This is a genomic window from Nitrosomonas sp. (assembly GCA_016703745.1).
Classification (GTDB): domain Bacteria; phylum Pseudomonadota; class Gammaproteobacteria; order Burkholderiales; family Nitrosomonadaceae; genus Nitrosomonas.
In genome coordinates this window covers 1,611,917-1,638,814 of record JADJBK010000006.1, presented here as the reverse complement: position 1 = coordinate 1,638,814, position 26,898 = coordinate 1,611,917, and the positions used below count along the sequence as shown (strand labels likewise).

The 26,898-nt window shown below is 50.5% G+C and carries 24 protein-coding genes and 7 pseudogenes; 20 read left to right on the top strand and 11 right to left on the bottom strand.

The annotated features are described in order from the left end of the window. Positions 1 to 4: 4 nt before the first annotated feature. The 4 genes and pseudogenes from IPG31_08855 (at position 5) to IPG31_08840 (ending at position 2,621) form a co-directional block, all read left to right on the top strand. Entirely contained in the window at positions 5 to 808 is an 804-nt protein-coding gene (locus IPG31_08855; protein MBK6618448.1) for a symmetrical bis(5'-nucleosyl)-tetraphosphatase, read from the top strand. A 326-nt stretch (positions 809 to 1,134) separates the two neighbouring features. Further along, positions 1,135 to 1,716 (top strand): SAM-dependent DNA methyltransferase, encoded by a 582-nt coding sequence (locus IPG31_08850; protein ID MBK6618447.1) that lies wholly within the window; start codon positions 1,135 to 1,137, stop codon positions 1,714 to 1,716. A 202-nt stretch (positions 1,717 to 1,918) separates the two neighbouring features. Beyond that, a pseudogene (locus IPG31_08845) lies at positions 1,919 to 2,349 on the top strand (Eco57I restriction-modification methylase domain-containing protein). An 8-nt stretch (positions 2,350 to 2,357) separates the two neighbouring features. After that, the gene (locus IPG31_08840) at positions 2,358 to 2,621 is read left to right on the top strand and encodes a hypothetical protein (GenBank protein MBK6618446.1); all 264 of its coding nucleotides are present in this window, start codon (positions 2,358 to 2,360) and stop codon (positions 2,619 to 2,621) included. A gap of 10 nt (positions 2,622 to 2,631) precedes the next feature. Here the strand turns inward: IPG31_08840 and IPG31_08835 are convergent. Beyond that, positions 2,632 to 2,817, bottom strand: a pseudogene (locus IPG31_08835) (hypothetical protein). Between the two features lie 82 nt (positions 2,818 to 2,899). On the opposite strand from IPG31_08835, the gene IPG31_08830 reads away from it, so the two are divergent. The 5 genes and pseudogenes from IPG31_08830 (at position 2,900) to IPG31_08810 (ending at position 6,746) form a co-directional block, all read left to right on the top strand. Continuing rightward, the gene (locus IPG31_08830) at positions 2,900 to 3,196 is read left to right on the top strand and encodes an IS66 family insertion sequence element accessory protein TnpB (protein ID MBK6618445.1); all 297 of its coding nucleotides are present in this window, start codon (positions 2,900 to 2,902) and stop codon (positions 3,194 to 3,196) included. After that, the gene (locus IPG31_08825; protein MBK6618444.1) at positions 3,184 to 4,365 is read left to right on the top strand and encodes an IS66 family transposase; all 1,182 of its coding nucleotides are present in this window, start codon (positions 3,184 to 3,186) and stop codon (positions 4,363 to 4,365) included. Before IPG31_08830 ends, IPG31_08825 begins: the two co-directional genes overlap by 13 nt. 80 nt (positions 4,366 to 4,445) lie before the next feature. Next, positions 4,446 to 4,742 carry an IS66 family insertion sequence element accessory protein TnpB gene (locus tag IPG31_08820; protein MBK6618443.1) on the top strand — a complete coding sequence of 99 codons (297 nt, stop codon included), beginning with the start codon at positions 4,446 to 4,448 and terminating at the stop codon, positions 4,740 to 4,742. Beyond that, positions 4,730 to 5,080 carry an IS66 family insertion sequence element accessory protein TnpB gene (tnpB, locus tag IPG31_08815; protein MBK6618442.1) on the top strand — a complete coding sequence of 117 codons (351 nt, stop codon included), beginning with the start codon at positions 4,730 to 4,732 and terminating at the stop codon, positions 5,078 to 5,080. Before IPG31_08820 ends, tnpB (IPG31_08815) begins: the two co-directional genes overlap by 13 nt. Before the next feature lie 63 nt (positions 5,081 to 5,143). Further along, positions 5,144 to 6,746: pseudogene (locus IPG31_08810) on the top strand (IS66 family transposase). A 22-nt stretch (positions 6,747 to 6,768) separates the two neighbouring features. Here IPG31_08810 and IPG31_08805 read toward each other — a convergent pair. From IPG31_08805 to IPG31_08795, 3 genes and pseudogenes are all read right to left on the bottom strand, one after another. Next, positions 6,769 to 7,818: pseudogene (locus IPG31_08805) on the bottom strand (putative DNA binding domain-containing protein). A 1-nt stretch (position 7,819) separates the two neighbouring features. After that, a pseudogene (locus IPG31_08800) lies at positions 7,820 to 9,262 on the bottom strand (restriction endonuclease subunit R). Positions 9,263 to 9,393: 131 nt separating this feature from the next. Beyond that, on the bottom strand, positions 9,394 to 10,374 hold the full coding sequence (locus IPG31_08795) for an IS5 family transposase (protein MBK6618441.1): 981 nt from the start codon (positions 10,372 to 10,374) through the stop codon (positions 9,394 to 9,396). A gap of 120 nt (positions 10,375 to 10,494) precedes the next feature. Here IPG31_08795 and IPG31_08790 point away from each other — a divergent pair, with 120 nt between their 5' ends. Further along, complete coding sequence (locus tag IPG31_08790) at positions 10,495 to 10,812, top strand: hypothetical protein (protein MBK6618440.1); 318 nt, start codon at positions 10,495 to 10,497, stop codon at positions 10,810 to 10,812. Positions 10,813 to 11,659: 847 nt separating this feature from the next. Here the strand turns inward: IPG31_08790 and IPG31_08785 are convergent. Together IPG31_08785 and IPG31_08780 are read right to left on the bottom strand one after the other, a co-directional pair. Beyond that, positions 11,660 to 12,396, bottom strand: a pseudogene (locus IPG31_08785) (ATP-binding protein). Then, positions 12,375 to 12,701 carry a hypothetical protein gene (locus tag IPG31_08780; GenBank protein ID MBK6618439.1) on the bottom strand — a complete coding sequence of 109 codons (327 nt, stop codon included), beginning with the start codon at positions 12,699 to 12,701 and terminating at the stop codon, positions 12,375 to 12,377. The pseudogene IPG31_08785 and the gene IPG31_08780 overlap by 22 nt, the downstream one beginning before the upstream one ends. A gap of 52 nt (positions 12,702 to 12,753) precedes the next feature. Here IPG31_08780 and IPG31_08775 point away from each other — a divergent pair, with 52 nt between their 5' ends. The 3 genes and pseudogenes from IPG31_08775 (at position 12,754) to IPG31_08765 (ending at position 15,054) form a co-directional block, all read left to right on the top strand. After that, positions 12,754 to 13,050: an IS66 family insertion sequence element accessory protein TnpB gene (locus tag IPG31_08775; protein MBK6618438.1), complete on the top strand. Its 297-nt coding sequence runs from the start codon at positions 12,754 to 12,756 to the stop codon at positions 13,048 to 13,050. Further along, entirely contained in the window at positions 13,038 to 13,388 is a 351-nt protein-coding gene (tnpB, locus tag IPG31_08770; protein ID MBK6618437.1) for an IS66 family insertion sequence element accessory protein TnpB, read from the top strand. Before IPG31_08775 ends, tnpB (IPG31_08770) begins: the two co-directional genes overlap by 13 nt. A 63-nt stretch (positions 13,389 to 13,451) precedes the next feature. Beyond that, positions 13,452 to 15,054 (top strand): annotated as a pseudogene (locus tag IPG31_08765) (IS66 family transposase). A 182-nt stretch (positions 15,055 to 15,236) separates the two neighbouring features. On the opposite strand, the gene IPG31_08760 reads toward IPG31_08765, so the two are convergent. From IPG31_08760 to motA, 3 genes are read right to left on the bottom strand one after another with little or no spacing between them, the layout of a single operon-like run. Beyond that, positions 15,237 to 15,983 carry a hypothetical protein gene (locus IPG31_08760; protein MBK6618436.1) on the bottom strand — a complete coding sequence of 249 codons (747 nt, stop codon included), beginning with the start codon at positions 15,981 to 15,983 and terminating at the stop codon, positions 15,237 to 15,239. Positions 15,984 to 16,005: 22 nt separating this feature from the next. Further along, positions 16,006 to 16,947 carry a flagellar motor protein MotB gene (gene motB / locus IPG31_08755; protein MBK6618435.1) on the bottom strand — a complete coding sequence of 314 codons (942 nt, stop codon included), beginning with the start codon at positions 16,945 to 16,947 and terminating at the stop codon, positions 16,006 to 16,008. 29 nt (positions 16,948 to 16,976) lie between these two features. Then, positions 16,977 to 17,837, bottom strand: a complete 861-nt coding sequence (gene motA / locus IPG31_08750) for a flagellar motor stator protein MotA (GenBank protein ID MBK6618434.1) — start codon at positions 17,835 to 17,837, stop codon at positions 16,977 to 16,979. A 295-nt stretch (positions 17,838 to 18,132) separates the two neighbouring features. Here motA and ispH point away from each other — a divergent pair, with 295 nt between their 5' ends. Next, positions 18,133 to 19,107, top strand: coding sequence for a 4-hydroxy-3-methylbut-2-enyl diphosphate reductase (gene ispH, locus IPG31_08745; protein MBK6618433.1), 975 nt, complete (start codon positions 18,133 to 18,135; stop codon positions 19,105 to 19,107). On the opposite strand, the gene thiO is transcribed toward ispH, so the two are convergent. Then, positions 19,102 to 20,238: a glycine oxidase ThiO gene (thiO, locus tag IPG31_08740; protein ID MBK6618432.1), complete on the bottom strand. Its 1,137-nt coding sequence runs from the start codon at positions 20,236 to 20,238 to the stop codon at positions 19,102 to 19,104. The two genes, ispH and thiO, sit on opposite strands and share 6 nt — an antisense overlap. 286 nt (positions 20,239 to 20,524) lie before the next feature. On the opposite strand from thiO, the gene aroQ reads away from it, so the two are divergent. The 6 genes from aroQ to xerD all read left to right on the top strand — a co-directional run bounded on the left by aroQ (position 20,525) and on the right by xerD (position 25,776). Beyond that, the gene (gene aroQ / locus IPG31_08735) at positions 20,525 to 20,968 is read left to right on the top strand and encodes a type II 3-dehydroquinate dehydratase (GenBank protein MBK6618431.1); all 444 of its coding nucleotides are present in this window, start codon (positions 20,525 to 20,527) and stop codon (positions 20,966 to 20,968) included. A 55-nt stretch (positions 20,969 to 21,023) separates the two neighbouring features. Beyond that, positions 21,024 to 21,482, top strand: a complete 459-nt coding sequence (locus tag IPG31_08730) for an acetyl-CoA carboxylase biotin carboxyl carrier protein (protein MBK6618430.1) — start codon at positions 21,024 to 21,026, stop codon at positions 21,480 to 21,482. 63 nt (positions 21,483 to 21,545) lie between these two features. Then, a complete protein-coding gene (gene accC, locus IPG31_08725) occupies positions 21,546 to 22,898 on the top strand; it encodes an acetyl-CoA carboxylase biotin carboxylase subunit (GenBank protein ID MBK6618429.1) in 1,353 nt (450 codons plus the stop codon). Between the two features lie 178 nt (positions 22,899 to 23,076). Further along, complete coding sequence (gene prmA / locus IPG31_08720) at positions 23,077 to 24,015, top strand: 50S ribosomal protein L11 methyltransferase (GenBank protein ID MBK6618428.1); 939 nt, start codon at positions 23,077 to 23,079, stop codon at positions 24,013 to 24,015. Then, entirely contained in the window at positions 24,012 to 24,770 is a 759-nt protein-coding gene (locus tag IPG31_08715) for a DUF3426 domain-containing protein (protein ID MBK6618427.1), read from the top strand. Before prmA ends, IPG31_08715 begins: the two co-directional genes overlap by 4 nt. 94 nt (positions 24,771 to 24,864) lie before the next feature. Next, positions 24,865 to 25,776: a site-specific tyrosine recombinase XerD gene (gene xerD, locus IPG31_08710; protein MBK6618426.1), complete on the top strand. Its 912-nt coding sequence runs from the start codon at positions 24,865 to 24,867 to the stop codon at positions 25,774 to 25,776. Positions 25,777 to 25,813: 37 nt separating this feature from the next. Here the strand turns inward: xerD and IPG31_08705 are convergent, their stop codons facing one another. Continuing rightward, complete coding sequence (locus tag IPG31_08705; GenBank protein MBK6618425.1) at positions 25,814 to 26,836, bottom strand: PstS family phosphate ABC transporter substrate-binding protein; 1,023 nt, start codon at positions 26,834 to 26,836, stop codon at positions 25,814 to 25,816. Between the last annotated feature and the right edge of the window lie 62 nt (positions 26,837 to 26,898).

Here is a 26,898-nt window from a genome sequence, read left to right as displayed (position 1 = left end):
TTACGTGTCGACTTATGCCATAGGTGATCTGCAGGGCTGTTATCCACATTTTCAGCAGTTGCTGGAAGTGATCGGTTTCAACCCCAGCCGTGACAAGCTGTGGTTGGCAGGGGATGTTGTCAATCGGGGACCAGATTCGCTCGCGGTATTGCGCACATTGATGCAGATGGATGATGCCGCGCTTATGGTGCTCGGCAATCACGACCTGCATCTTTTGATGGTTGCTGCTGGCGTTGCAACAGAACAACCACGTGATACCCTGCAATCTATTTTGCGGGCGCCCGATCGGGAAAACCTGTTGAACTGGTTACGACGTCAGCGTCTGTTTTACCACGAGGACGAGTATGTGCTGGTTCATGCCGGTTTGCTTCCTGGCTGGAGCGTGGATCAAGCAGAATATCTCGCACAGGAAGTTGAGCATTTATTACGCGATGAGCGGTCTTTCCAAGCGTTTTCTCCCAGCATGTATGGCAACGATCCTGACCACTGGCAAGACAATCTGCGAGGAGAAAATCGCTGGCGCGTCATCATCAATGCCATGACGCGACTGAGGGTCTGCACACTTGATGGCAAAATGAATTTTGCCTTTAAAGGCAATCCGGCCGGGATTCCTGCAGGATATTTACCCTGGTTTGATGTCCCGCATCGCGCAAGTAAAACACACACAATCCTGTTTGGCCATTGGTCGGCTTTGGGATTACGCATGGAACGCAATCTCATTTCGCTTGATACCGGCTGTCTGTGGGGAGGGAATCTCACGGCAGTTCGCCTGGAAGATCGCAAGGTTTTTCAGGTTCCCTGCGCCTGATCTCAACTATCGGCGTGTGCGCAATCGCCTGTGCCAGAATGCGGCAAAAACTCTGGCTTTCTGTGCTAGCCAAACCCGGAATGCCATCGTTTTTTGATCGATTATCACCACGTTTGACAGTTGAACGAGCTTTTCGTACATTCAGGCTCCATGTCAAGCGTGCAGCTGAATAGGGCAGAAAATAGAATATGATAAAAAATTATGCAGGAATTAGCCTTTGAAATGAAAAATGTAGATGCTGATAAATAAGTGCCTCGTCTACGGGTATTTTTTGGTTTTACCGTCGCTGTTTACCCTCCGTTCTTACGTCTGAAGTGGAGAAATACTTGAGTCTGATTAAATCCAAACGACGTGTCGCTGATCATGGGGAAGTGTTTACGCCTCCATGGATGGTTGAAGCCATGCTTGATTTGGTGAAAGGTGAATCGGAGCGGATTGATGCGCGGTTTCTGGAGCCGGCATGCGGCAACGGCAATTTTCTCGTGCCGGTTTTGCAGCGCAAGTTAGCAGCAGTTGATTTTAAATTCGGGAAATCTGATTTTGAAAAAAAGCACTACGCCCTTCTTGCATTGATGTGTATCTATGGCATTGAACTGTTGATGGACAACATCAGCGAGTGCCGCGCTAATTTGCTGCAGATATTTGCCGACTACCTCAGGCTGGAACAATCACATGAATGCTATCGCGCGGCATTTTATGTGCTGTCATGCAATCTTGTACACGGTGATGCGTTGACTATGCGCAATAATGATGGCCAGCCTGTTACCTTTGCCGAATGGGGCTACCTTGGAAAAGGCAAATTCCAGCGCCGTGATTTTCGTCTCGATACACTTACCCGGATGTCGTCGCTGGCTAAGGAAGGCTCGCCTGGAGCGTCGCATGTACCAGCACAAGCATCATCTGCTTGAAGGATTTACCAGCAAATACGATGTAACCCGCTTGATCTGGTTCGTCCAAGGTGACGATATTGCTTCGGCAATCAGTTTTGAAAAGAAAATCAAAAACCGCAACAGGCAATGGAAGATTGACCTGATCGAAAAGACCAATCCGGATTGGATTGATTTGGCCGCAAACTGGATGGATTCTGTACCCACCAACACGGAAACCGGCATGCCGCACGCAAAAGCACCGGTCATTCCGCGCGGAGAGCATGTCACCCTGCGCGGTCGCAATCCCGATGTGCTAAGCTGCATCGCCAACCTGTCTAACGACGAAGTATTCACCCCGCCAGAGTTCGCCAACCGCATGCTGGATACCCTGGCCGAGGCGTGGGCGGCCAGCCACGACGGGGCGAACCTCTGGGCGGACAAGACGGTGAAGTTCCTCGATCCGTGCACCAAGTCGGGCGTATTCCTGCGCGAGATCACCCGCCGCCTCACCCAGGGGCTGGCGGAAAAGGCCTCGATGATTTCAGAGAAGCTATGCTTACCGATAATCGCTTGCGCTCCATTGATGGCTACCTCAGTGCGGCAGATGTATTTCCGGGCGTGGGTCTCAAAGGTGGCGTGTGTTACTTCCTATGGGAACGCGACAATCCGGGGCGATTCAATTGACGCGAGACAAAGTCGCTTATATATCAAGCGGGATGACCGAATCTATTTTGTCCGAGGGCGTAGAGAATGACCGCAGAAGAACTCAAGGCCGCCATGGCGGAATACAAGCAGAGTACGAAAACATTGGCATAACAGTGTATGCCGTACTAAAAGACGCCGAGACACCCGGACCGGTCAAACTGGATATCGAGGCTGAAGCACTGGAAAGTCTCAAGGCGCTGTTCATGCAAAGCCTGCGTGAGGCCATTTCGGGGGTGTAAATAATTTTCTTTATTCCTCCTCTTCCGCAGGCAGAACCTTGCGATTATGATCCATCGCGTCATTAAATCCGTCTGGCACCGGCTTGAAGGGTTTACCGAGAGAGCGGTGACTACTCTGAAATTGACGCAGGGACTGCACGTCGATTTCACCAATCACACAATAGTCGGTAACACCGCCCTTAACGCGCAGCACGTCGGTAACCGTCCAACGCTCCCATCTACGCAATCACAATTTTCTGGATTATTCTCCTCTGCATTACCTTACAGGAGGATAATCCATGGCATTACAGGATGATAAGCAAAAGCATATCAGCAACTGGCAAGCGAGCGGTTTGTCGCAGGCGGCCTATTGCCAGGCGCGCGGGTTGAATGCGAAGACGTTTGGGAATTGGTTGCGCGCTCACCGGCGTGGGCGCGATGATATCAAGCTGCCAGCCTTGATTCCGGTTACGATCAAGCCGACAGCAGCGTCAGTGGAAGTATTGCAGCTTCGCTGTCGCGGTACGCATGTGCTGGAATTACCACTGAGCGTTTCCCCGCGATGGTTGGGAGAATTGCTGTCATGTCTGGGTTGATTGCGCACGCGGGTAAGATCTGGCTGGCGGTCGATCCGGTGGATATGCGTCGCGGCATGGATGGCTTATCTATGATTGTGCAGCAGGTATTGGGTCACCCGCCCTGCGCGGGTTCGGCGTTCATATTCTGCAATCGCGCGGGCAATCGCATCAAGGTCTTGCTGTGGGATGGCACGGGAGTGTGGTTATGTCAGCGCCGCCTGCATCAGGGGCGGTTTGTCTGGCCGAGGCAGGATGCGGCGTGTGTCGAGTTAGCGCTATCGCAGTGGGAATGGCTGATTGCCGGCGTAGCCCTGCAACCATTGGTCGATCGCCTAACCTGGCATCTACTGCAGGGCAACACGCTGCATGCCGATGAAACACCAGTTGCACAATTGGAACCCGGTCGCGGCAAAACCCGTAAAGCCTACCTGTGGGCCTACCGCAGCAATGACCTTGAACCCGGGCCGCGTATCATCATCTTCGACTATCAAGCTGGCCGTAGCGGTCAGCATGCACGGCACTTTCTGCAAAATTGGCAAGGACACCTGATGGTCGATGACTATGCTGGGTATAAAGCACTTTTTTCCACAGCCACATCGCCTTGTGTCGAATTGGCCTGCTGGGCGCATGCGCGACGCAAATTCTTCGACCTGCACCAGGCCAATGCCAGCACGATGGCATTGGCAGCGATACAGCGCATCAGCGTCTTATACGCAATCGAAGCAGAAGGCAAAGACCTGAGCATCGAAGATCGCCTGCAATTGCGGGCAGACAGAAGCCTGCCCGCACTGCATGCATTGCATGACTGGCTGATGCAAACCCGTAGCCAGACCGCAAATGGCGGCGGCTCCGCCAAAGCACTCGACTATACCCTCAGACGCTGGCCAGGTCTCATCCGCTACGCACAAACCGGCTTTCTTCCGATCGACAACAACCCGGTGGAGAACACCATCCGCCCGATCGCAATCGGTAAAAAGAATTGGCTATTCACCGGATCGGAACGTGCCGGTCAACGCGCCGCTGCCATTCAAACCTTGTTCGGTACCGCGCAACTCAACAAACTCGATCCCGCCGCATGGCTTGCAGACACCCTCGCCAAACTACCCACCTGGCCCAATAACCGCATCGATGAATTGCTACCGCTTACACCAGCGTTCATTCAATCACTTAAACAGCAGGAAAGATAGTAACCGTCCAACGCTCCCATCTACGCAATCACAATTTTCTGGATTATTCTCCTCTGCATTACCTTACAGGAGGATAAGCCATGGCATTACAGGATGATAAGCAAAAGCATATCAGCAACTGGCAAACGAGCGGTTTGTCGCAGGCAGCCTATTGCCGGGCGCTCGGGTTGAATGCGAAGACGTTTGGGAATTGGTTGCGCGCTCACCGGCGTGGGCGCGATGATATCAAGCTGCCAGCCTTGATTCCGGTTACGATCAAGCCGACAGCGGCGTCAGTGGAAGTATTGCAGCTTCGCTGTCGCGGTACGCATGTGCTGGAATTACCACTGAGCGTTTCCCCGCGATGGCTGGGAGAATTGCTGTCATGTCTGGGTTGATTGCGCACGCGGGTAAGATCTGGCTGGCGGTCGATCCGGTGGATATGCGTCGCGGCATGGATGGCTTATCGATGATTGTGCAGCAGGTATTGGGTCACCCGCCCTGCGCGGGTTCGGCGTTCATATTCTGCAATCGCGCGGGCAATCGCATCAAGGTCTTGCTGTGGGATGGCACGGGGGTGTGGTTATGTCAGCGCCGCCTGCATCAGGGGCGGTTTGTCTGGCCGAGGCAGGATGCGGCGTGTGTCGAGTTAGCGCTATCGCAGTGGGAATGGTTGATTGCCGGCGTAGACTGGCGGCGTTTATCGGCGCGGCCACAATGGCATTTTCAGGTGTAGAAAATATGTAATAGTTGTTTATTAACAGGCGGTTGATTGCGATTTCGTGGTATAATTCATCTCATGAATTCACTGGCGCAACTGGATCAACTCAACCTCGATACGGCCACCAAACAACAGGTGGTCAATCTGGTTCAGGCATTTCAGCTTGATCTGACCCAGCAAACACAGCAGACAGTTTATGCGCTGGAACTCAAGATTCAGGCGCTCACCCTGGAATTGGCGCATCTGCGCCGTATCCGATTTGGCAGGAAAAATGAAGCGTTGTCTGCCTTGTCACCCAGGCAGCTTTCTTTGTTTGAAGAATCGGCGCTGACCGATATCACGGCCATTGAGGCTGAAATCGAACAGATCAACAGCACACCAACCCCCCAATGCCACCAAAGTGCCGCGTACCCGCGCCGGTCGTCAGCCGCTGCCAGATCACCTGCCGCGCATCGAACACCGGCATGAACCCGCATCCTGCCAATGTGACCGATGCGGTTGCGATCTGACTAATATCAGAGAAGACATCACCGAGCAGCTTGACGTGGAACCCGCCAGATTCTTCGTTCATCGCCACATTCGCCCACAGTACGCCTGCAAATCCTGTGAAACCATCACGGCAGAACCCGTGCCACCGGCAGTCATCGATGGCGGCATGGCCGCCCCGGGCCTGCTTGCCTGGGTGATGACAAACAAATACCTGAATCACCTGCCACTTTATCGCCTGGAGCAGATTGCTGCCCGTGACCAGGTCACGCTGCCCCGTTCCACCCTGGCCGAATGGGTAGGCCGTACCGGCGTAGCCCTGCAACCATTGGTCGATCGCCTAACCTGGCATCTACTGCAGGGCAACACGCTGCATGCCGATGAAACACCAGTTGCACAATTGGAACCCGGTCGCGGCAAAACCCGTAAAGCCTACCTGTGGGCCTACCGCAGCAATGATCTTGAACCCGGGCCGCGTATCATCGTCTTCGACTATCAAGCTGGCCGTAGCGGTCAGCATGCGCGGCACTTTCTGCAAAATTGGCAAGGACACCTGATGGTCGATGACTATGCTGGGTATAAAGCACTTTTTTCCACAGCCACATCGCCTTGCGTCGAATTGGCGTGCTGGGCGCATGCGCGACGCAAATTCTTTGACCTGTACCAGGCCAATGCCAGCACGATGGCATTGGCAGCGATACAGCGCATCAGCGTCTTATACGCAATCGAAGCAGAAGGCAAAGACCTGAGCATCGAAGATCGTCTGCAACTGCGGGCAGACAGAAGCCTGCCCGCACTGCATGCATTGCATGACTGGCTGATGCAAACCCGTAGCCAGACCGCAAATGGCGGCGGCTCCGCCAAAGCACTCGACTATACCCTCAGACGCTGGCCAGGTCTCATCCGCTACGCACAAACCGGCTCTCTTCCGATCGACAACAACCCGGTGGAGAACACCATCCGCCCGATCGCAATCGGCAAAAAGAATTGGCTATTCACCGGATCGGAACGTGCCGGTCAACGCGCCGCTGCCATTCAAACCTTGTTCGGTACCGCGCAACTCAACAAACTCGATCCCGCCGCATGGCTTGCAGACACCCTCGCCAGACTACCGACCTGGCCCAATAACCGCATCGATGAATTGCTGCCACTTACACCAGCGTTCATTCAATCACTTAAACAGCAGGAAAGATAGATGGGAGCGTTGGACGGTTACCACGTAAGTAGCTCTCCCGGATTTCAAAGGCCTGTTGACCATAGGCTTTAAGGATGCGCGGAACACCGGAGCCAAGGTGTTCGACAATTTCCAGGTCACGCAGCACACGCATCAATTCTTTGTTGCGGGGCACCGAGTAGCCGCCAAAGAAATCCGTTTCGGTGACACCATAGGGCAGGCCGCCCATGGAAGTGACTTCTGCCCGATCCGCGAAAAACTCGACCTTGGGTGTTGCGCCATAGGAGTAATCGTTATGGGCCACGGCATTGATGATGGCTTCGCGCATGGCGATGGAGTCGATCATTTCCCGTTCCTTCCGCAAGGGGTAGCCAATTTTGGTATAGACGGTATTCTCCACATTGACCCGGTCCAGCATGGCTTTTAAGGCCTTGACCAGGGAGCAGCGGCCGTAGTCGCGATTTTCAATCAGATTAACCCGGTCGGTGCCTGCGTATTTGGCGATTTGAAATGATGCGCCGTTCTCATCGGCGAGCAGGTAGGCGGCATAGCTGGGCTTGCCTTCGGGGGTAAGTAGCTCCAGGTTTTTCATGAAGGCGTTATTGAGTTGCAGGTCCTTGGTATCATAATAGATCTTGAGTTGTTCAAAGGTCAGATCATGGCGCGGAGACTCTATGCGGCCGATGGTATTGCGGATACGTTTGCCGTAGAACGCTTCAATCATCTCCCGGGGCATGGGCTCGGAAGCGCTGCCAATCCGTAAAAAACAGCCTTTTTCGGTCATGCCGTATTTTTTCAGATAGTAGGGCTTTTCCAGACCACCTGCCACGGTGAGGCGGATAACATCTTTATCATCATGTTTTTCATGCAGAATTTCAAATAGACCCATGATGGAGGGTTGGATATTGTTTTTCAGGCGGTCTTTGATAATGAGCTGAACCTGATCGCAGTTTGGCACACCGACAGCTTTACCGTCATCATCGATGCCAATATAAAGTACGCCGCCTTCACGGGCATTCAGAAAAGCGACAACCTCTTTCTCCAGATTGCCGGTTAATTCGCGCTTATATTCGATGCGATGATTTTCGGTCATATCAGGCAGCCAAGCTTTCGGTGAGCTGTAATATTTCGTTGATCTCGGCCGGGCTGAACACACCGCGTATGCCTTGCGGGTGGATCACCGTAAACGGTGCGTTGATCAAATCTTTCTTTTCCACCTTTTCGCGCTCGATGATGAAGTTTTTCAATAGATTGAGAAACTCCAATTGCCGGCTGCTGAGATTGCTGTGTTGCCGGATAAATTGCTCAAACGCCTCACTGACGGTCTCGGGGAAGCTTTTCAGAATCTCGATGCCGAGGATGTGACGGATAAACTGGATGAAGCCAGCCTTGCGATTTTGATAGACCTGGCGCAACAGTTCCTCAGTAATGTGCGGGTGTTCGGCGTGCAGTAGCTCGGCCAGGTTATAGGCCTCGTCCGCGCTGACCGCTTCACCGTTTTTAATTTTCAGCAGCACAGAATTATGCTCGGTTAGTTCGGTGATCAACGCTTCGACCATTTCCCGGTAGCGGCTGATACTCACGGCTTCGTGCTGCGGACCGAATTCCACCCGGTCTTTAAAATGCAATGTGTCGGTCAGGTCAAGATGGATGGGGCCAGGACTGGTGATCGGTTCGCGGAACTTCATCAGCGGGCCGAGTTTAGTTGTCAGCTCATTCAGCGCATCCTCTATTTCAATTGGGTTGATCCTGGCCCAGTAATGGTTGGTCTGGGCAGCACGGATGAGTGCTTCCTCGGTTTTGACGAAGTTGACGCTGAGCGGAAGTTCGCTGATTTGTTCGATGATGCCTTCCCTGAGAGTGTCGGCTTGTTCCTTGTCTTCGTTGAGCAAAGCCAGCGAGTATTCCAGCAGATCGCGCTCGAAACGCATCGCCTTGAAATCTGTTTCGGATACGGTGCGGAACAGCGGTTTGATTTCGGCGCGCAGGAATTCCAGCTTTGGATGGGTAAGGGCGATCCAGAAGTTTTCTTCTGCCAGGCGATTGAGCGCGGTTGCGGCCTCTTTGATCACGACCGAATTTTGTGGCAGTGCGGTGATTTGCTGGCGCAGTTTGATGATTTCGCGCTCGGCAATGTTGTGTTGATTGCGATCAATCGCCTTTTCGATTTTGTCGAGACGCAGGCCAGCCAGCCGCACGGGTAAGGGCAGTTGCGGTTTCAATTCTTTGCCTTTGGGCTGGAGCTTGAAATATTCGAAGTTGTCCCAGCAGTCGAGAATCAGGAACACGTCTTTTTCGGTACACCACGGTTTAGGCTTGTTGGTTTCCAGCAAGCGAGTGCCGCGACCGATCATTTGCCAGAATTTAGTGTAGGAGTAGACTGGTTTGGCAAAAACAAGATTGATGATTTCACGTACATCGATGCCGGTATCCAGCATATCCACACTGATGGCGACGCGGGGCATATCATTATTGGTAAATTGATCGAGCAGACCACCCTTGCCATAAACGCGCGGGTCGTCCGAAACCAGCACCTTAGGGAACCTCTGAAAAACAAACATTCTGAACGGCAGTCACTCAAAAACTGACCACTACTTCAAATAGTGACGCTGATTTTTATGAAAACAGCCGTTCCTCTCTGGAAACAAGCTCATTTACTGGCTTGTTTTCAAATTTCAGACGCAACAAGACATCGACGTTCATAAGCATCACCACGGATGACGTTGGCAATGGCTGTCAGGAAGGTCAAACGGGCCGCATTTTTGGCCAGGCCGCGATAGCGATTTTTAGCATACCCAAAGCGGATTTTGATATCCCGAAACACGTGTTCGACTTTGGCGCGGCGTTTCGCCAGTTCGCGGGCGGCCCCGCGCAGTAGTTGAGCCGCGCCGGAATCGTCTTTCGTGAGCCTGGCCAGTTTGCCCGGACGCATCGTGATTACGCAGACTGGAGGGTTTTCTGCCGGCATCTCCGGGCGTTTATCCAGCCCCTGATATCCGGCATCGCCATGGACAAACTGTTCCTCGCCATGCAGCAGGGCGGCGGCTTCGGCAACGTCGCTGACATGCCCCGAGGTTACTTTGAGCGTATGCACCAACCCGGTTTCATGATCGACGCCGATATGAAACTTGCTGCCGAAAAACCATTGATTGCCCTTTTTGCTGGAATGCATTTCTGGATCACGCGACCGGCTCTTATTTTTGGTTGAAGTCGGCGCGGCAATCAGGCTGGCATCGACGATGGTGCCGGCTTTCAAGAACAACCCACGCTCACCCAGCGTTTGGTTGATGACCTGGAAGATCTGATCCATTAACCCGTGTTTTTCCAGTAAATGCCGAAATTGCAAAATGGTGCTTTCATCCGGCACGGCTTCCAGACGAATGCCGCAAAAACGGCGCAGTGATTCAATCTCATACAGCGCATCTTCCATGCCCGGATCGGAATAGTTGTAGATAATTTGCGCAACATGCGCGCGCAGCATCAATTCCAAGGCAAATGGTTTGCGGCCACGCCCATTGCCTGGCGCATAGTGTGGTTCAATAACATCAATCATAGCCTGCCAAGGCAATAACCCGTCAAGTTGATCGAGAAACTTCTCGCGGCGCGTGACTTTGCCCTTATTGGCGTATTCGGCATCAGCAAAACTCATCTGTTGGTAAGGTTTCATGAATAGCTTCTCGAAAAAGTTTGATGCAGAATTATATTACTTGCGGGGAATTAATCAGAGGTTCCTTAAATATATTTAGTAAACCGCCACCGGAATACAAAATTGAATCTGCGTATAAATACTTCAAACCGAATCTTACAAGTATTCGTTATTGCCTCCATGTGTATGAGTTGCGCACCCATTCCTGTGCGCTACTATTACCTGGAATCTAATAGTGGAGAAGCAATATATTCCTCCTGTTTTATCAATGAAGATATTCCTAATAGGATTCGCTTTTCACAGCAAGGCATACAAATATACTCTGCATTAGAGAAACTCAAGGGCAAGAAATATATTGTCATCCACATTGAGATTCCAGAGGGGAAAATAGTTAAGCTGAAAAGCGCTGCTGTGCAAGTTTTTTGGAGCGATAATAATTAGCTAGATAAAACAGCGTTTAGAAAAATTAATCTTACGGATAAAATTCTCATGCTCAATCCGGCGACTCAAGAACATATACTGGATACCGATGAGCCAATGGTGGGTAAGAGAATAAAATCAGAGTTGGGAGAGGGGGGTAAGCATTACTCATTGGCAGCCCATTTGGGCATACCAGAGATCGATGAATTTCGCGTTGTTCTACCTCAACTTATAGTTAACGATGTGCTGGTAACACCTCCTGAACTACGCTTCCACAGAAAATGGATTATGATGCTTATCAATCTGATAGGTGAGTTTCATTGTTAGAGAACCTCTGAAAAACAAACATTCCGAACGGCAGTCACTCAAAAAGAGGGTGTTCAAAACTCTGTGTCAGCCAATCAGCGGTTACAGGCTGATGTGGTCATCGAGCCGCTCCGGGAAGTGCATGGTCAGCTGCGACAGCGTCAGGTTCCAGTTCTGGATCGGATGCGTCCAGCGCTCCTATTACGGTGACAGTTTATCAAATTCACTGGTTATACCATATTGTCAGCATGACTATTTGGTCTGAAAAATTAGATCGAAAAGCTAACGGCCAGTCATTGCTGTTAACTTTTCGCTCTAATCCTCCAAACCGAATAACCGGGCATTACAATACGAGGTAAGCGAGCTATGCTGACAATATGATATATATTTAGTAAACTGTCACCGTAATTTCCACCGTAATTTAAATTTTAAAATCTGTTTTCGGGCAGATGCTAACTATTTTTTTGATGAGCGCGGCGCGCCATTCTGATTGGTATCTCGCGTCAATTATCTTGGCCGCTTTGACGACAATTATGATGGCCGGTTGAGTTTATTAGCTACTTCATGATTTTTTCTGGTTTTTCCTCCTATAACTTTCACTGTCGATTTCGATGATGGTTGCGTGATGGATGATCCGGTCGATGGCGGCAACAGTCATCATAGTGTCGGGGAAGATTTGATCCCACTGGCTAAAAGGCTGGTTTGAAGTAATGATGAGACTTCCGCTTTCATAGCGATGGGCAATGAAGTCAAACAATACTTGTGTTTCCGAATCGGTCTTTTTGACATAGCCGATATCATCAACGATCAGTACACGGTATTTATCCAGCCGCGTCATGGCGGACATCAAGTCCAGTTCTTTCCTGGCTTGCTGCAGGAGTTGAACCAGTGCGGTAGCCGATATCCATTTGACGCGGATGCCTTGTTCAATCAAATGCAACCCCAATGCTGCCGCCACATGTGATTTGCCGACACCGGAGGGACCGATCAGCAACACATTGTCTGCCTGGCTCGCCCAGTAGGTATTGTCGCGCAGCGTGATGATTTTTTCTGAGCGGCTTGAGGCAGTTCGGTCAGCGCCAGAGTGGCAAAGCTTTTGCCGCACGGTAGTCTGGCTTCATGCGTCCAGTTGCTGATTCTGCTTTGGAAGCGCTGGGCGACTTCCTGTTCGCACAGGGCGGCGAGATATTGGCTGTAGCTCCAGGCGTGTTCTGCGGCTTGATCCTGGAAGTGCCGGTAATGCTGGCCAAAGGCAGGGAGTCTGAGTTCCTTGAGCATCAGTGGGAGCGATTCAGACATGAGCTGCCTCCTTGTGTTGCCCAGTTTCCGCTGAGGAGTTGATCGTAGGTATCCGCAGTGTGTTGTTTAATTGGGATGTCCGGCTGTGGCGCATGCTGCCGCAGAAATCGCTTTTGCAGTGTTTGCAGTTCAGGTAGCGGATGTTGTTGCAACAATTCAGCGGCCAACTGGCTCTCGCAATCATAGTCGTAGGCAAAACGCAGCACCGATACCATCCATTTGCAAGCGAGTCCGGGATCAAATTGTTGTTGTACCCGCGCCCACAGCTGGTGATACGTAACCGTCCAACGCTCCCATCTACGCAATCACAATTTTCTGGATTATTCTCCTCTGCATTACCTTACAGGAGGATAAGCCATGGCATTACAGGATGATAAGCAAAAGCATATCAGCAACTGGCAAACGAGCGGTTTGTCGCAGGCAGCCTATTGCCGGGCGCTCGGGTTGAATGCGAAGACGTTTGGGAATTGGTTGCGCGCTCACCGGCGTGGGCGCGATGATATCAAGCTGCCAGCCTTGATTCCGGTTACGATCAAGCCGACAGCGGCGTCAGTGGAAGTATTGCAGCTTCGCTGTCGCGGTACGCATGTGCTGGAATTACCACTGAGCGTTTCCCCGCGATGGCTGGGAGAATTGCTGTCATGTCTGGGTTGATTGCGCACGCGGGTAAGATCTGGCTGGCGGTCGATCCGGTGGATATGCGTCGCGGCATGGATGGCTTATCGATGATTGTGCAGCAGGTATTGGGTCACCCGCCCTGCGCGGGTTCGGCGTTCATATTCTGCAATCGCGCGGGCAATCGCATCAAGGTCTTGCTGTGGGATGGCACGGGGGTGTGGTTATGTCAGCGCCGCCTGCATCAGGGGCGGTTTGTCTGGCCGAGGCAGGATGCGGCGTGTGTCGAGTTAGCGCTATCGCAGTGGGAATGGTTGATTGCCGGCGTAGACTGGCGGCGTTTATCGGCGCGGCCACAATGGCATTTTCAGGTGTAGAAAATATGTAATAGTTGTTTATTAACAGGCGGTTGATTGCGATTTCGTGGTATAATTCATCTCATGAATTCACTGGCGCAACTGGATCAACTCAACCTCGATACGGCCACCAAACAACAGGTGGTCAATCTGGTTCAGGCATTTCAGCTTGATCTGACCCAGCAAACACAGCAGACAGTTTATGCGCTGGAACTCAAGATTCAGGCGCTCACCCTGGAATTGGCGCATCTGCGCCGTATCCGATTTGGCAGGAAAAATGAAGCGTTGTCTGCCTTGTCACCCAGGCAGCTTTCTTTGTTTGAAGAATCGGCGCTGACCGATATCACGGCCATTGAGGCTGAAATCGAACAGATCAACAGCACACCAACCCCCAATGCCACCAAAGTGCCGCGTACCCGCGCCGGTCGTCAGCCGCTGCCAGATCACCTGCCGCGCATCGAACACCGGCATGAACCCGCATCCTGCCAATGTGACCGATGCGGTTGCGATCTGACTAATATCAGAGAAGACATCACCGAGCAGCTTGACGTGGAACCCGCCAGATTCTTCGTTCATCGCCACATTCGCCCACAGTACGCCTGCAAATCCTGTGGAAACCATCACGGCAGAACCCGTGCCACCGGCAGTCATCGATGGCGGCATGGCCGCCCCGGGCCTGCTTGCCTGGGTGATGACAAACAAATACCTGAATCACCTGCCACTTTATCGCCTGGAGCAGATTGCTGCCCGTGACCAGGTCACGCTGCCCCGTTCCACCCTGGCCGAATGGGTAGGCCGTACCGGCGTAGCCCTGCAACCATTGGTCGATCGCCTAACCTGGCATCTACTGCAGGGCAACACGCTGCATGCCGATGAAACACCAGTTGCACAATTGGAACCCGGTCGCGGCAAAACCCGTAAAGCCTACCTGTGGGCCTACCGCAGCAATGACCTTGAACCCGGGCCGCGTATCATCGTCTTCGACTATCAAGCTGGCCGTAGCGGTCAGCATGCGCGGCACTTTCTGCAAAATTGGCAAGGACACCTGATGGTCGATGACTATGCTGGGTATAAAGCACTTTTTTCCACAGCCACATCGCCTTGCGTCGAATTGGCGTGCTGGGCGCATGCGCGACGCAAATTCTTCGACCTGCACCAGGCCAATGCCAGCACGATGGCATTGGCAGCGATACAGCGCATCAGCGTCTTATACGCAATCGAAGCAGAAGGCAAAGACCTGAGCATCGAAGATCGCCTGCAACTGCGGGCAGACAGAAGCCTGCCCGCACTGCATGCATTGCATGACTGGCTGATGCAAACCCGTAGCCAGACCGCAAATGGCGGCGGCTCCGCCAAAGCACTCGACTATACCCTCAGACGCTGGCCCGGTCTCATCCGCTACGCACAAACCGGCTCTCTTCCGATCGACAACAACCCGGTGGAGAACACCATCCGCCCGATCGCAATCGGTAAAAAGAATTGGCTATTCACCGGATCGGAACGTGCCGGTCAACGCGCCGCTGCCATTCAAACCTTGTTCGGTACCGCGCAACTCAACAAACTCGATCCCGCCGCATGGCTTGCAGACACCCTCGCCAAACTACCCACCTGGCCCAATAACCGCATCGATGAATTGCTACCGCTTACACCAGCATTCATTCAATCACTTAAACAGCAGGAAAGATAGATGGGAGCGTTGGACGGTTACGTTCTTTCTCCTTATATAGAAAAGAACTCATACTGATACTTTCACTCAACCGGTCAAGATAATTGTCGCCTGACCGGACAGGTTAATTGTCGTCTAATAGATTGGTGGATCGAGTAAATTTCTTCTGGCCTGGGTGCGAACTATGCCCGATTACCTTTATTTCATTTTATTTGCCACATATACAGAACGGAACCACTGAAATCATCAAGTGTGATACTGCGATCAGGCATGACGCCCGGCACCGGGAAGGTATTACTGATAAACAGACTGCCTGGACGCATTTCCCGGGTGACTTTTTGCCACAGGTCGGACATGGGCACAGGGGAGAGATAGGCATACACCACATCGTAGGAATCCAGGTTATGTTGCCAGATATTTTTCCAGCGAAACTCGCAGGGCTGGTGAAATAGCCAGGCTCTCAATTTGCCAATCCAGCAGGGTAAAACTGCCGCTTCTACGCCATCATAGCGGCCATTGGGCAGAACCCTGGCCAGTTTACAAATAACTCCCCCGCAACCAGAGCCAAGATCGACCATACTGAAGGGTTGTTTTTGTGGGAGTAATTCAGCAAGCGCATGGATAGTTTGCTGACTGGACAAAAAAAGTGGAACCTGGGTGCGATAAGTTCTGCCGAAAACCAATGCCAGACTGATCAATCCAATTAAATACCAGTAAGCAGGTAATTGCAACAATGAGACTGTGAGCAGTGCTGGCGCAAAAACCAGATGAATAAGTCGCCACCAATAGGGCGTCCCTGGCAAGCAGAAGCTGATCATTACGGCCACGCTGCTCTGTAACCCCGCTGCCTGGAACCAGTTGATGTCCCATGGCAGCAGGATGACTGCCAGCACTGTGATAGTCAGGCTGGCCAGTTGTACGGCAAGGGCTTTTATGACTGAATGATTCAAGATTACGGTTTGATGTTGCCGGTTATTGCTGAAGCGGCATATTTTGCTCGATTACTGCCGAATCAATCTCATCCGAATGTTGTATCTCCATGCTCTGGTTTTCGAGGTTGATGGATTCTTCCGCTTTCTTATTCATGATGATAATACTGATGCGACGGTTGAATGGATTATATGGATCATTTTTGTCAAATAGTACCGCTGAAGACAAGCCGATAACGCGCAGCATTTTCTCGGAATGCATTCCACCAGCAATAAGTTCACGTCGGGAGGCATTGGCGCGATCCGCAGATAACTCCCAGTTACTGTAGCTTTTTTCTCCGCTGGGGTAGGGTGTGGCGTCGGTGTGCCCGGAAAGGCTGACCTTGTTGCTCACATCGTTGAGTGTTTTACCGATTTCACGCAGAATTTCGCGTGTGTAGGGCTGGAGCTCGGCTTTGCCAATCGCGAACATGGGCCTGTTTCGCTCATCAACAATCTGAATTCTCAATCCTTCGGAGGTAATATCCAGCAAGAGTTGTGCCTTATAATTTTTGAGCGCCGGATTATTCTCAATGGAATGCTCTATCTTCTTTTTGAGTTTTTTGAGCTGTTGCAGTTCGATGCGCTCCTGTAATGCCAGCGCTGTTTTGAGATCAACCGATTGTTTCAGATTTTCAAAATCGGCGCGTTTGCGCTGCCCGGTTTGTCGCGTCAGATCTTCCCCGCCTCCCTTGAGGATACTGGAACTGTCGCCACTGCCATCTCCGCCTTGCAAAGCAATTTTCAGCGGTGTTTTGAAATAATCCGAGATACCTTCTTTATCGCCCTGTGTGGTAGAACCCAATAGCCACATCAGCAAAAAGAAAGCCATCATGGCCGTAACAAAGTCGGCGTAAGCAATCTTCCATGCGCCGCCATGATGCCCGCCAGCAACTTTCTTAATGCGCTTGATAACAATAGGTTTTTGTGCGATATTCTCAGCCATTTGCAGTCCAGTTTAAGGTTGTGGCGCAGCTATTTCGCCTTGCTTTGCTTGACGTGGCTTTCCAGCTCCATGAAAGAGGGGCGCTCAGTAGAAAATAATACTTTTCTACCGAATTCGACTGCAAGCGCGGGCGCATAGCCGTTAAGATTTGCTAACAGAGTTACTTTGATACATTCGAGTAATTTGCTCGATTCATGCAATCTCTGCTCCAGACGACTGGCCAGTGGTCCAATGAAGCCATAGGCAAGCAGAATTCCTAAAAAGGTTCCCACTAACGCTGCAGCAATTAATTTACCCAGCTCAGCGGGAGGGATGCCCACTGATTCCATTGTATGCACAACCCCCATGACTGCCGCGACAATACCGAAAGCAGGCAAGCCATCACCGAGTTTGCTGATAACGTGAACGGGTACTTCACCTTCCTGATGATGGGTTTCAATTTCACCATCCATCAGATTTTCGATTTCCATTGGATTCAGGTTGCCGCCAACCATCAGGCGCAGATAATCTGTAATGAATTCAGTAACATGGTGATCTGATAGGATTTTGGGATACTTTGTGAAAAGCGGACTTTTATCAGGCTCATCCACGTCCGCTTCGATTGACATCAAACCTTCTTTGCGAATCTTGCCCAATATTTCATAGAGCAAGGTCATTAACTCCATGTAAACTTCTTTGGTGTACATGGCACCTTTGAATACCTGTGGCAATGCAGTAAGTGTCGCTTTAATCGCCTTGCCGGAATTGCCGACAAAAAACGCACCTGCGGCTCCTCCGCCAATCATCAGTAATTCAACCGGTTGAACCAGTGATCCCAAATGACCTCCAGCCAGAGCAAAGCCACCAAATACAGATACTATGACAACAAGATAACCGATGGATACCAGCATGATGATTTCATCCCTTGAAATTTTCATACTGTAACGGCTCTGACCGGATTGTCTTTAGCCTCGCACACGTTATGTGGCGGAAATACTGAAAAAGGAATACGTTATTTTTTAATCGCAGCAAATTGCTGGTCTCAGTAAAATACAAATTTCAGCCAGGCTGAGTCCTTTTCAGAACTTAGTATTTTTGGGCGTGGCTCCCAACGTATAATTGGACTTACTTGCGTGTGCGCATCCGGAGTGAAAGAAGCCTGGTTTAGCGCATACTTTTCTTGACGAATTTATGGGGGGTCATTCAATGATCAAGGTTTTGCTGGCAAATCCCAGGGGGTTTTGTGCGGGAGTTGATCGTGCCATTGAAATTGTAGAGCGCGCACTGGAGATGCATGGAGCGCCGATCTATGTGCGGCATGAAGTCGTGCATAATCGTTTTGTTGTTGAGGGCCTGGAGCAGAAAGGGGCCGTTTTTGTGGAGGACTTGCATGAAGTGCCTGAGGGCAGCATTCTGATTTTCAGTGCGCACGGCGTTTCCAATGAGGTGCGCAGAGAAGCGGCCAAGCGTGAACTGAAAATATTTGATGCGACTTGTCCGCTCGTAACCAAGGTGCATGTCGAGGTTGCGAAAATGAGTCGGGAAGGTAAGGAGATCATCATGATCGGCCATCAGGGACATCCTGAAGTTGAAGGAACCATGGGGCAGATTGAAAAAGACAACGGTCTGATTTATCTGGTAGAAACAACGGACGATGTTGCCGACCTGCAAGTTCGGGATGCGAATAACTTGACTTATGTCACGCAGACTACCTTGTCCATGGATGACGCTGCCAGGGTTATCGAATCGCTGAAGCAGCGCTTTCCTGGCATTACCGGACCGAAGAAGGATGATATTTGCTACGCCACCCAGAATCGTCAGGATGCCGTTAAGAAAATGGTTAGCCTATGCGATCTGATCATTGTTGTTGGCTCACCCAATAGTTCAAATTCGAATCGCTTGTGTGAAGTTGCCCGCAATGCGCAGGTGGAAGCATATATGGTCGATCAGGCATCGCAATTGCAGGAAAGCTGGTTAAGAGACAAACATTGCGTGGGGATTACCGCCGGAGCTTCTGCGCCAGAAATACTGGTTCGGCAGGTGCTGGAACGACTGGAACAGATAGCCGTCAGCCAGACTGATCATGGGGTAGTTATTGAAGAGCTGAGTGGCGTCGTCGAATCAGTAACCTTTCCCCTGCCTAAGGCTGAACCACTCAATCTGAGTAAATTTATTTTATAGCAGGCAGTGCGGATGAGGGATGATTTGCCACCCTTGTTGATAAGGTGAAATGGCAAATGGTTGCGGGTAGCCGGTAATCTCATTTAACAGTATCTCGGCGCTACCTGGCGCCATGGTTACGCCATAACGAAAGTGTCCACTGTTGATGTAAAGATTTTTTAGAATGGGGTGACGACCAATCATCGGCAGATCTCCGTGACTGGCGGGTCTGAGGCCAGCCCAGTGTTGCAGTGGCGGGATATTTCTTAATACCGGCAACAGGTTGCTTGCCCAGCCAGAAAGCTGGTTACGCGCCTCAATGGTAGTATTTTTGTTGAATCCCGTGTTTTCAGTCGTACTGCCAACCAGAATGTGGCCGTCTTTCCTGGGAATGAGGTAATGCGCCTGTTCCGCAATGATAGACTGGATCGGACTTTGTGGAAGCTTGTACAGCAGCATCTGGCCTTGAATCGGTCTGATATCAAGATTGTGTGCATGCTTGCCGAGTAGCTGGCTACTCCAGGCGCCAGCAGTCACAATGTATTGATCACCAGCCAAGCGCCCATGGGATGTCTGCAATCCCGTTACTTCCGTATTGCAGCTATCCAGATGAGATACCTCGCAATACTCGATAATATTGCCATTGAGTTGCTCAATGCGCTTTTTTAATGCGCGCAGTAAGCGCGGGTTGCGTACTTGCGCCACATTTGGCATAAACAACGTGGCGTGTGCAGAATGGTCTGAAGATAATTCCCCGGCATTTTCCGACTCGCCGTCGCCAAAGATAAAGGATTGTGGCCCGATTGTAACCGCATGGGCAGCACACCAGTTCTGCGCTCTCGTCTGAGTATTCTCGTCCGAATGGAGGATATGCAATCCACAAACGCGGTATTCGGGATCGATACCAGTTTGAGCCTGGAGCGCTGCAATCCAGTGAGGATAGAGCGAGGCACTATGCATCGCCAGCTGGTTAACACTTTCCGGGTAGTCCCAGGGAAACAACGTTGACAAGATGCCGCCACCCGCCCAAGACGCCTCATTACCCACCATATTCCGCTCCAGCAGAGTGACGGAAGCACCGGCCTCGAGCAATCTGGCTGTCATGGCAAGACCAACAACCCCGGCACCTATTACGATGAAATCCTTTTTCACGACACCATTCCGCTTGAAAGGCATGTATGCATGCCGCGACCCCAATCGATCAGGGGGCCTGATTATATATCTTTCGCTAACTTCGGAGAAAATGCATAAAAATCTGTACAATATCGGGCTGACAGGCCATAATTCTGAAACAGACTTATTTTAATACTGGCAACTTGTAATTGCTGTTGCTGCGAGTTTTATTTGAGGTGATGATCAAGTAGCTTTCTCAGTTAGATGTCGATTTCTGTCGTGGTGTTAAGCCACGTTATTATCCAACCCATTAATAAGTAACAGCATGGTGACAAAAGTCCTGGTTATTCATGGACCCAATTTGAATCTGCTGGGTGTGCGCGAACCCGAAGTATACGGCCGCACAACCCTGGAAGATATTAACAGGAATTTGACAGAAATAGCGCAGGCTGCTGCTGTCCGGTTGACAGCATGGCAGAGCAATGCCGAGCATGAATTGATTGATCGAGTACAGGCTGCAATGCGCGACGGTACAGATTTCATTATCATCAATCCTGCCGGACTAACGCATACCAGTATTGCCTTGCGAGATGCGCTCGCGGCTACTCAATTGCCTTTTATAGAAATACACCTTTCTAATATCTACGCGCGCGAAGCTTTTCGCCGGGAGTCTTATTTTTCTGATATTGCGGTCGGTGTTATCAGCGGCCTGGGTGCGGCGGGATATGAGCTTGCACTGAGATTCGCACTGAAAAGTACGCACAGATGACTGGTTCTGTCGGAACAGAATTTAAAAATCTCCCTAATGCATCCTGGAGGAAAATATGGATTTGAGAAAACTTAAAAAACTAATTGAACTGGTTGAGGAATATAGCATCACTGAATTGGAGATCACTGAAGGCGAAGAAAAAGTACGCATCAGTAAATCCACCATCTACACACCATCTCCAGTAGTCTTGCCACAGCAGGTTAATGCAGCTGTTGCGGTGACAGCTGCGGTTGAAGCGGCAGAAGGGCCAGACGCTGCGGAAACTACCCGATTGCCTTCAGGACATATTGTAAAATCACCCATGGTTGGCACGTTTTACCGCTCTTCAGCGCCAGGAGCCAAGCCTTTTGTTGATATAGGACAGATTGTCAAGACAGGTGATACCTTATGCATCATCGAGGCAATGAAACTCCTGAATGAAATTGAAGCCGACCGAGGCGGGAAGATCAAAGCGATTCTGCTCGAAAACGGGCAACCGGTTGAGTATGGTGAGCCACTGTTTGTTATTGAATAAACGATACGGGCAGTTTTCCTTTTTTAAGCCATCTACCTGAGGCTGTTCCCTATTATTGCAAATATGTTTGAAAAAATATTGATCGCTAATCGTGGCGAAATTGCATTACGAATCCAGCGCGCCTGCCGCGCGATGGGCATCAAGACGGTTGCGGTATACTCGGAAGCCGATGCAGAAGCCAAATATGTCAAGCTGGCTGATGAATCAGTCTGTATCGGCCCGGCAGCTTCTGCACAAAGCTATTTGAATGTTCCCGCCATTATCAGCGCTGCTGAAGTCACAGATGCCGAGGCCATTCATCCAGGATATGGTTTTTTATCTGAAAACGCCGATTTTGCCGAAAGAGTGGAAAAAAGCGGCTTCTTTTTTATTGGCCCGCGACCGGAGACCATTCGGTTGATGGGTGACAAGGTCAGCGCTAAAAATGCCATGCGCCAGGCTGGAGTGCCCTGTGTGCCGGGATCAGAAGGCGCTTTGCCGGAATCGGTGGAAGAAGTCAAACGCATTGTCAAAGCAATTGGCTATCCGGTGATTATCAAAGCAGCTGGCGGCGGGGGAGGACGTGGCATGCGTGTCGTGCACACTGAAGCGGCACTTTCCAACGCAGTTATCACCACTCGCAATGAAGCAAATGCCGCGTTTGGCAACGCCACAGTTTATGCAGAGAAATATCTGGAAAATCCAAGGCATATCGAGTTTCAGGTACTGGCGGATGAATATGGCAACGTGGTGCATCTTGGAGAGCGGGATTGCTCCATGCAACGGCGACATCAGAAAATTCTGGAAGAAGCGCCCGCACGAGGGATTCCACCCCGGTTACGCGATAAAATCGGGGAACGGTGCACGGAAGCGTGTTCCCGTATTAATTATCGCGGAGTGGGCACCTTTGAGTTTTTGTATGAAAACAATGAGTTCTACTTTATCGAAATGAATACGCGCTTGCAGGTGGAGCACCCGGTGACCGAAGCTATTACGGGTGTCGATCTCGTACAGGCACAAATTCATGTGGCGGCGGGCGAGAAACTGACTTTGCGGCAGAAGGATATTGTCTTTAGAGGCCACGCCATAGAGTGCCGGATCAATGCAGAAGACCCTTACAAACTGACTCCGTCGGCTGGGCGAATTACGCAGTACCATGCGCCGGGCGGGCCGGGAATCAGGGTGGATTCGCACATTTATCACAATTATCGGGTACCGCCCTATTATGATTCGATGATTGCCAAGATTATTGCTTATGGGGATGACCGGGGGGCGGCGATTGCCCGCATGCGTATTGCATTATCAGAGATGGTGATCGAAGGAATCAAAACAAATATTCCGTTACACCTGGACCTGTTGTCAGACAGCAACGTGCTGAGTGATGCTGTTTCAATTCATTACCTCGAACAAAAACTTTCGAGATATAACAAGAAGTAGTTGGCAACTTGCGGGCATTTCTAAAAATTCATATTTCGTTACGAAACATCGTTACTTACGAAGAGTATCTTCTTACATATCAATCACGTGCTGTGTCAATATTTTTTTGCTTCTCTTGTTTAACACTCTGTATTTTTAGAGATACCCCTGTAGTGCCGAGATGACATCTTAGCTGCTCATGTTCTGGTTATCACTGACTTTTAGGGTAGATGCGCTTCACGTCGATGCGGTTGGCGACTGCCTGCTGGAACTGGGCGCGCTGTCAGTCGACGTGCATGACGCAGAGGCCGGAACGGCTCAGGAGCAACCTTTGTTTGGTGAACCTGGCGCGCCTTTGATGCGATTCTGGGAACAGGCGGAGCTGACCGTCCTGCTCAAACCTGATTGTGATATCGCAGCAATTATGCAAGCCGTCACACAATCAGCTCATCTTTTAGCGCAACCCGCCTATTCCGTAACAGACATTCAGGAACAGGATTGGGTCAGGTTAACCCAATCACAATTCTCCCCCATTCAAATTTCACCGCAACTGTGGATTGTGCCGTCATGGCACACACCGCCAGATCCCACTGCCATTAATCTAAAACTGGATCCGGGAATCGCGTTTGGGACGGGCAGTCATCCCACTACCCGATTATGTCTTGAATGGCTGGAGAAAACCGTGCAGCCATCTGACAGCGTACTGGATTATGGCTGTGGTTCTGGCATTCTAGCCATCGCCGCCCTTAAGCTGGGTGCCAATCAGGTTATAGGTGTTGATATTGATCCCAACGCCATTACGGCCAGTCGAGAAAACGCAGCGATCAATCACTGTGACAGGCATCGCTTATCATTCGGCAGTCATTTTTCTTCGTCTGACCCTATCGGCAAAGCGAGCGCTTCACCTGTGATCACGCTGGTAGTGGCCAATATCCTCACGAATCCATTGATCATGCTAGCCCCTATACTGACACATGCCTTGCAGGCTGGGGGACGTATCGGACTCTCCGGCATACTGGAAACTCAGGCTGAGGAAGTCATGCAAATTTATAGTGACCATTGCAAAATGCAGATCGCAGCATGTGATCAGGGCTGGGTATTGCTGACCGGCAAGAAATTGCCCGACCGGATCGCATGATTTTCATCACACGCTGCACAAACTGTCACAGCATTTTCCGTTTAACAGTAACGCAGTTGCGAGCTCAGGACGGCAGGGTACGCTGCGGACAATGCAGAAGTATTTTCAACGCGTTATTAACCCTGTCGATTGCTGCCGATACCCAGATAGCATCCATTACCCCCCTGGTTTCAATCGAGCAGGACGGACATCCGACTGCCGTTACCACAAAGGTGCCCAGTCATAACGAAGAAGGGTTCGACTTTCTTGACTCTCCCGCAACGCAGCAGCCTTCTTCCCACAAGTTAAGAAAAGCAAGTTATATTTTGCTTGCTTTGCTGGCATGGCAAATCATGCATGGCTATCGTGGCGAGCTTGTCATGGCTTTTCCTGCGTGGCGCGCTTTCTTTGAAAACTATTGTGCTGTGATGCGATGCGATATGCCACTTCCACAGCAACTCACCCTGTTGAGCATAGAATCCTCGGAATTAAAATTTAACCCCGTCGATGCAACGGATGAAATCGGTCTGACAGCGATTATCCGCAACCACGCCCCATTTTCCCAGGAACTGCCGACATTGTTGTTTAGTTTAACCGACGTAAACGATCGGGTGATTGCCAGCCAGATCTTACACCCAAGGGATTATCTTCCGCCCGAAGCGCTGGATGCAATCAAAACAGGATTTTCTGCTAACCACGAAATTCTTATTCAGCGTCAGTTCAGACTTAACGCGGTCAAGGCGATAGGATATCGATTGGAACTCCGTTATCCGTAGCGCTGACATGCCTTCTTTTGAAGCGACATCAGAAAATTTTACTCTATCCTGATGAATAGCCTGCCTGCCGTTGGACGGTTACACATGAACGCGAATGAGTATGGCTAAAGACGCTACTACGCTGGTTGATGAATTTGCCGATGCGCTATGGCTGGAAGATGGCCTGTCACGCAATACCATCAGCAGTTACCGCGCTGATTTACTGAAATTGAGTCGATGGCTGGATGAGAAGCGCCATGCGGGTGGAGGGCTTGCTAATGTCACGCAGGCAGATCTGCTGGCTTTCTTGTCGAGTGGAATTTTGCAAGGTGCCAAGGCAAGTACTGCAAGTCGCGCGCTCTCCTGTATGCGGCGCTTCTACCGGTATTTATTACGGCAGGGGAAAATTAAGCTCGACCCCACCCTCAATATTGACAGTCCCAGAATTCCCCGCTATCTGCCCACAAACTTATCTGAAACAGAAGTTGAAATGCTGCTTGCTACCCCCAATATTCAGCAGCCATTAGGGCTGCGTGATCGTGCCATGCTGGAACTGCTCTATGCTACCGGCTTGCGCGTATCTGAGCTGGTTAATTTGCAGATCTCACAAGTACGGCAAGATATGGGAATCGTGCATATTCTGGGAAAAGGCAACAAAGAACGCCTGGTACCGCTTGGCGAAGAAGCATTGCACTGGCTGATGCAGTATTTGCAACAAGCACGCCCCACCATACTCAGGGGCAAACATAGCAGCAAACTCTTCATAACCGCTCATGGTGAAGCCATGAGTCGCCAGGCATTCTGGTATCTAATCAAGCGGTATACGTTACAGGCGGGTATCGATAAACCACTTTCGCCGCACACCCTGCGCCATGCCTTCGCCACCCATCTACTCAATCATGGCGCAGATTTGCGCGTGGTACAACTGCTGCTCGGACACACCGACATCTCCACTACGCAGATTTATACGCATGTTGCAAGTGAACGGCTCAAGCAATTACATGCGAAACATCATCCACGCGGATAGCAGCGCTTGCGATCGAGCAAGGAAGAAGTCACAATTTCTAGTGTGAACGGGATTTAGTAAATAATTCTTCGATAGTGAGATTAATACTGGCCTCGCCACCAAATACCGTTCCCAATACGTTATCCTGCATGTGCTTGATATTGAGTGTGTAGAATTTGCTATCCAGTGGGAAATATTTAACTTCCTTGACCAATTCCGGTGCGTTATTCATGTAGAAATTTACAAATTCCCTGACTTCAGGCTTCTGGGTGGATTTGGCGTTGACATAAATAAAAATTGGTCGTGACAGGGGGGCATAGCTTCCGTCTTGTACTGTCTGCATCGATGGAATGACACCACCGCTTCCATTATCAACTGCGACTACCTTTACTTTTTTTTGATTTTCAATGTAATAAGCAAAGCCAAAAAATCCAAGGGCATAAATATCGCTGGCAACACCCTGGACGAGTACATTGTCATCTTCCGAAGCAGTAAAATCACCCCGGCTTGACTTGGCTTTCCCAACAACAGCTTCAGTAAAATAATCAAAGGTTCCCGAATCCGCACCCGCACCATACAGTTTCATTTCTGCATCAGGCCAGGCAGGGTTGATCTGTTTCCAGCGGGTGATAGTTCGCTGTGCTGCTGGTTCCCACATTTTTTTGAGCTCTGCGACTGTCAATGACTGGATCCAATGATTCTTTGGATTGACTGCTACGGTCAATGCATCAAACGCAATCGGCATTTCAATGAAATCAACTCCGTTATTTTTGCACTCTTCAATTTCCGAGTGCAGAATAGGTCGAGAGGCATTCGATATATCAGTTTCACCGCGACAAAATTTCTTGAACCCCCCACCTGTGCCGGAAATTCCAACGGTAACCCGCACGGCACCCTTTTTATCAATCTGAAAATCCTCAGCAACAGCTTCCGTAATTGGGAATACCGTGCTTGAGCCGTCTATTTTTATAATTGGTTTTGCGTAACTATAGTGACTGGCCAAACTGAACACGAGGAAACTGACTAAAAATGTGAGTGTACGTCCATGATTTTTTTTTGGCGTTAATAAAAATTTTTGCATGTTAATTTCCTTAGTTAAGGATTAAAAGGTTGAACATTATTTGGCCAACAAGGCTAGACCCT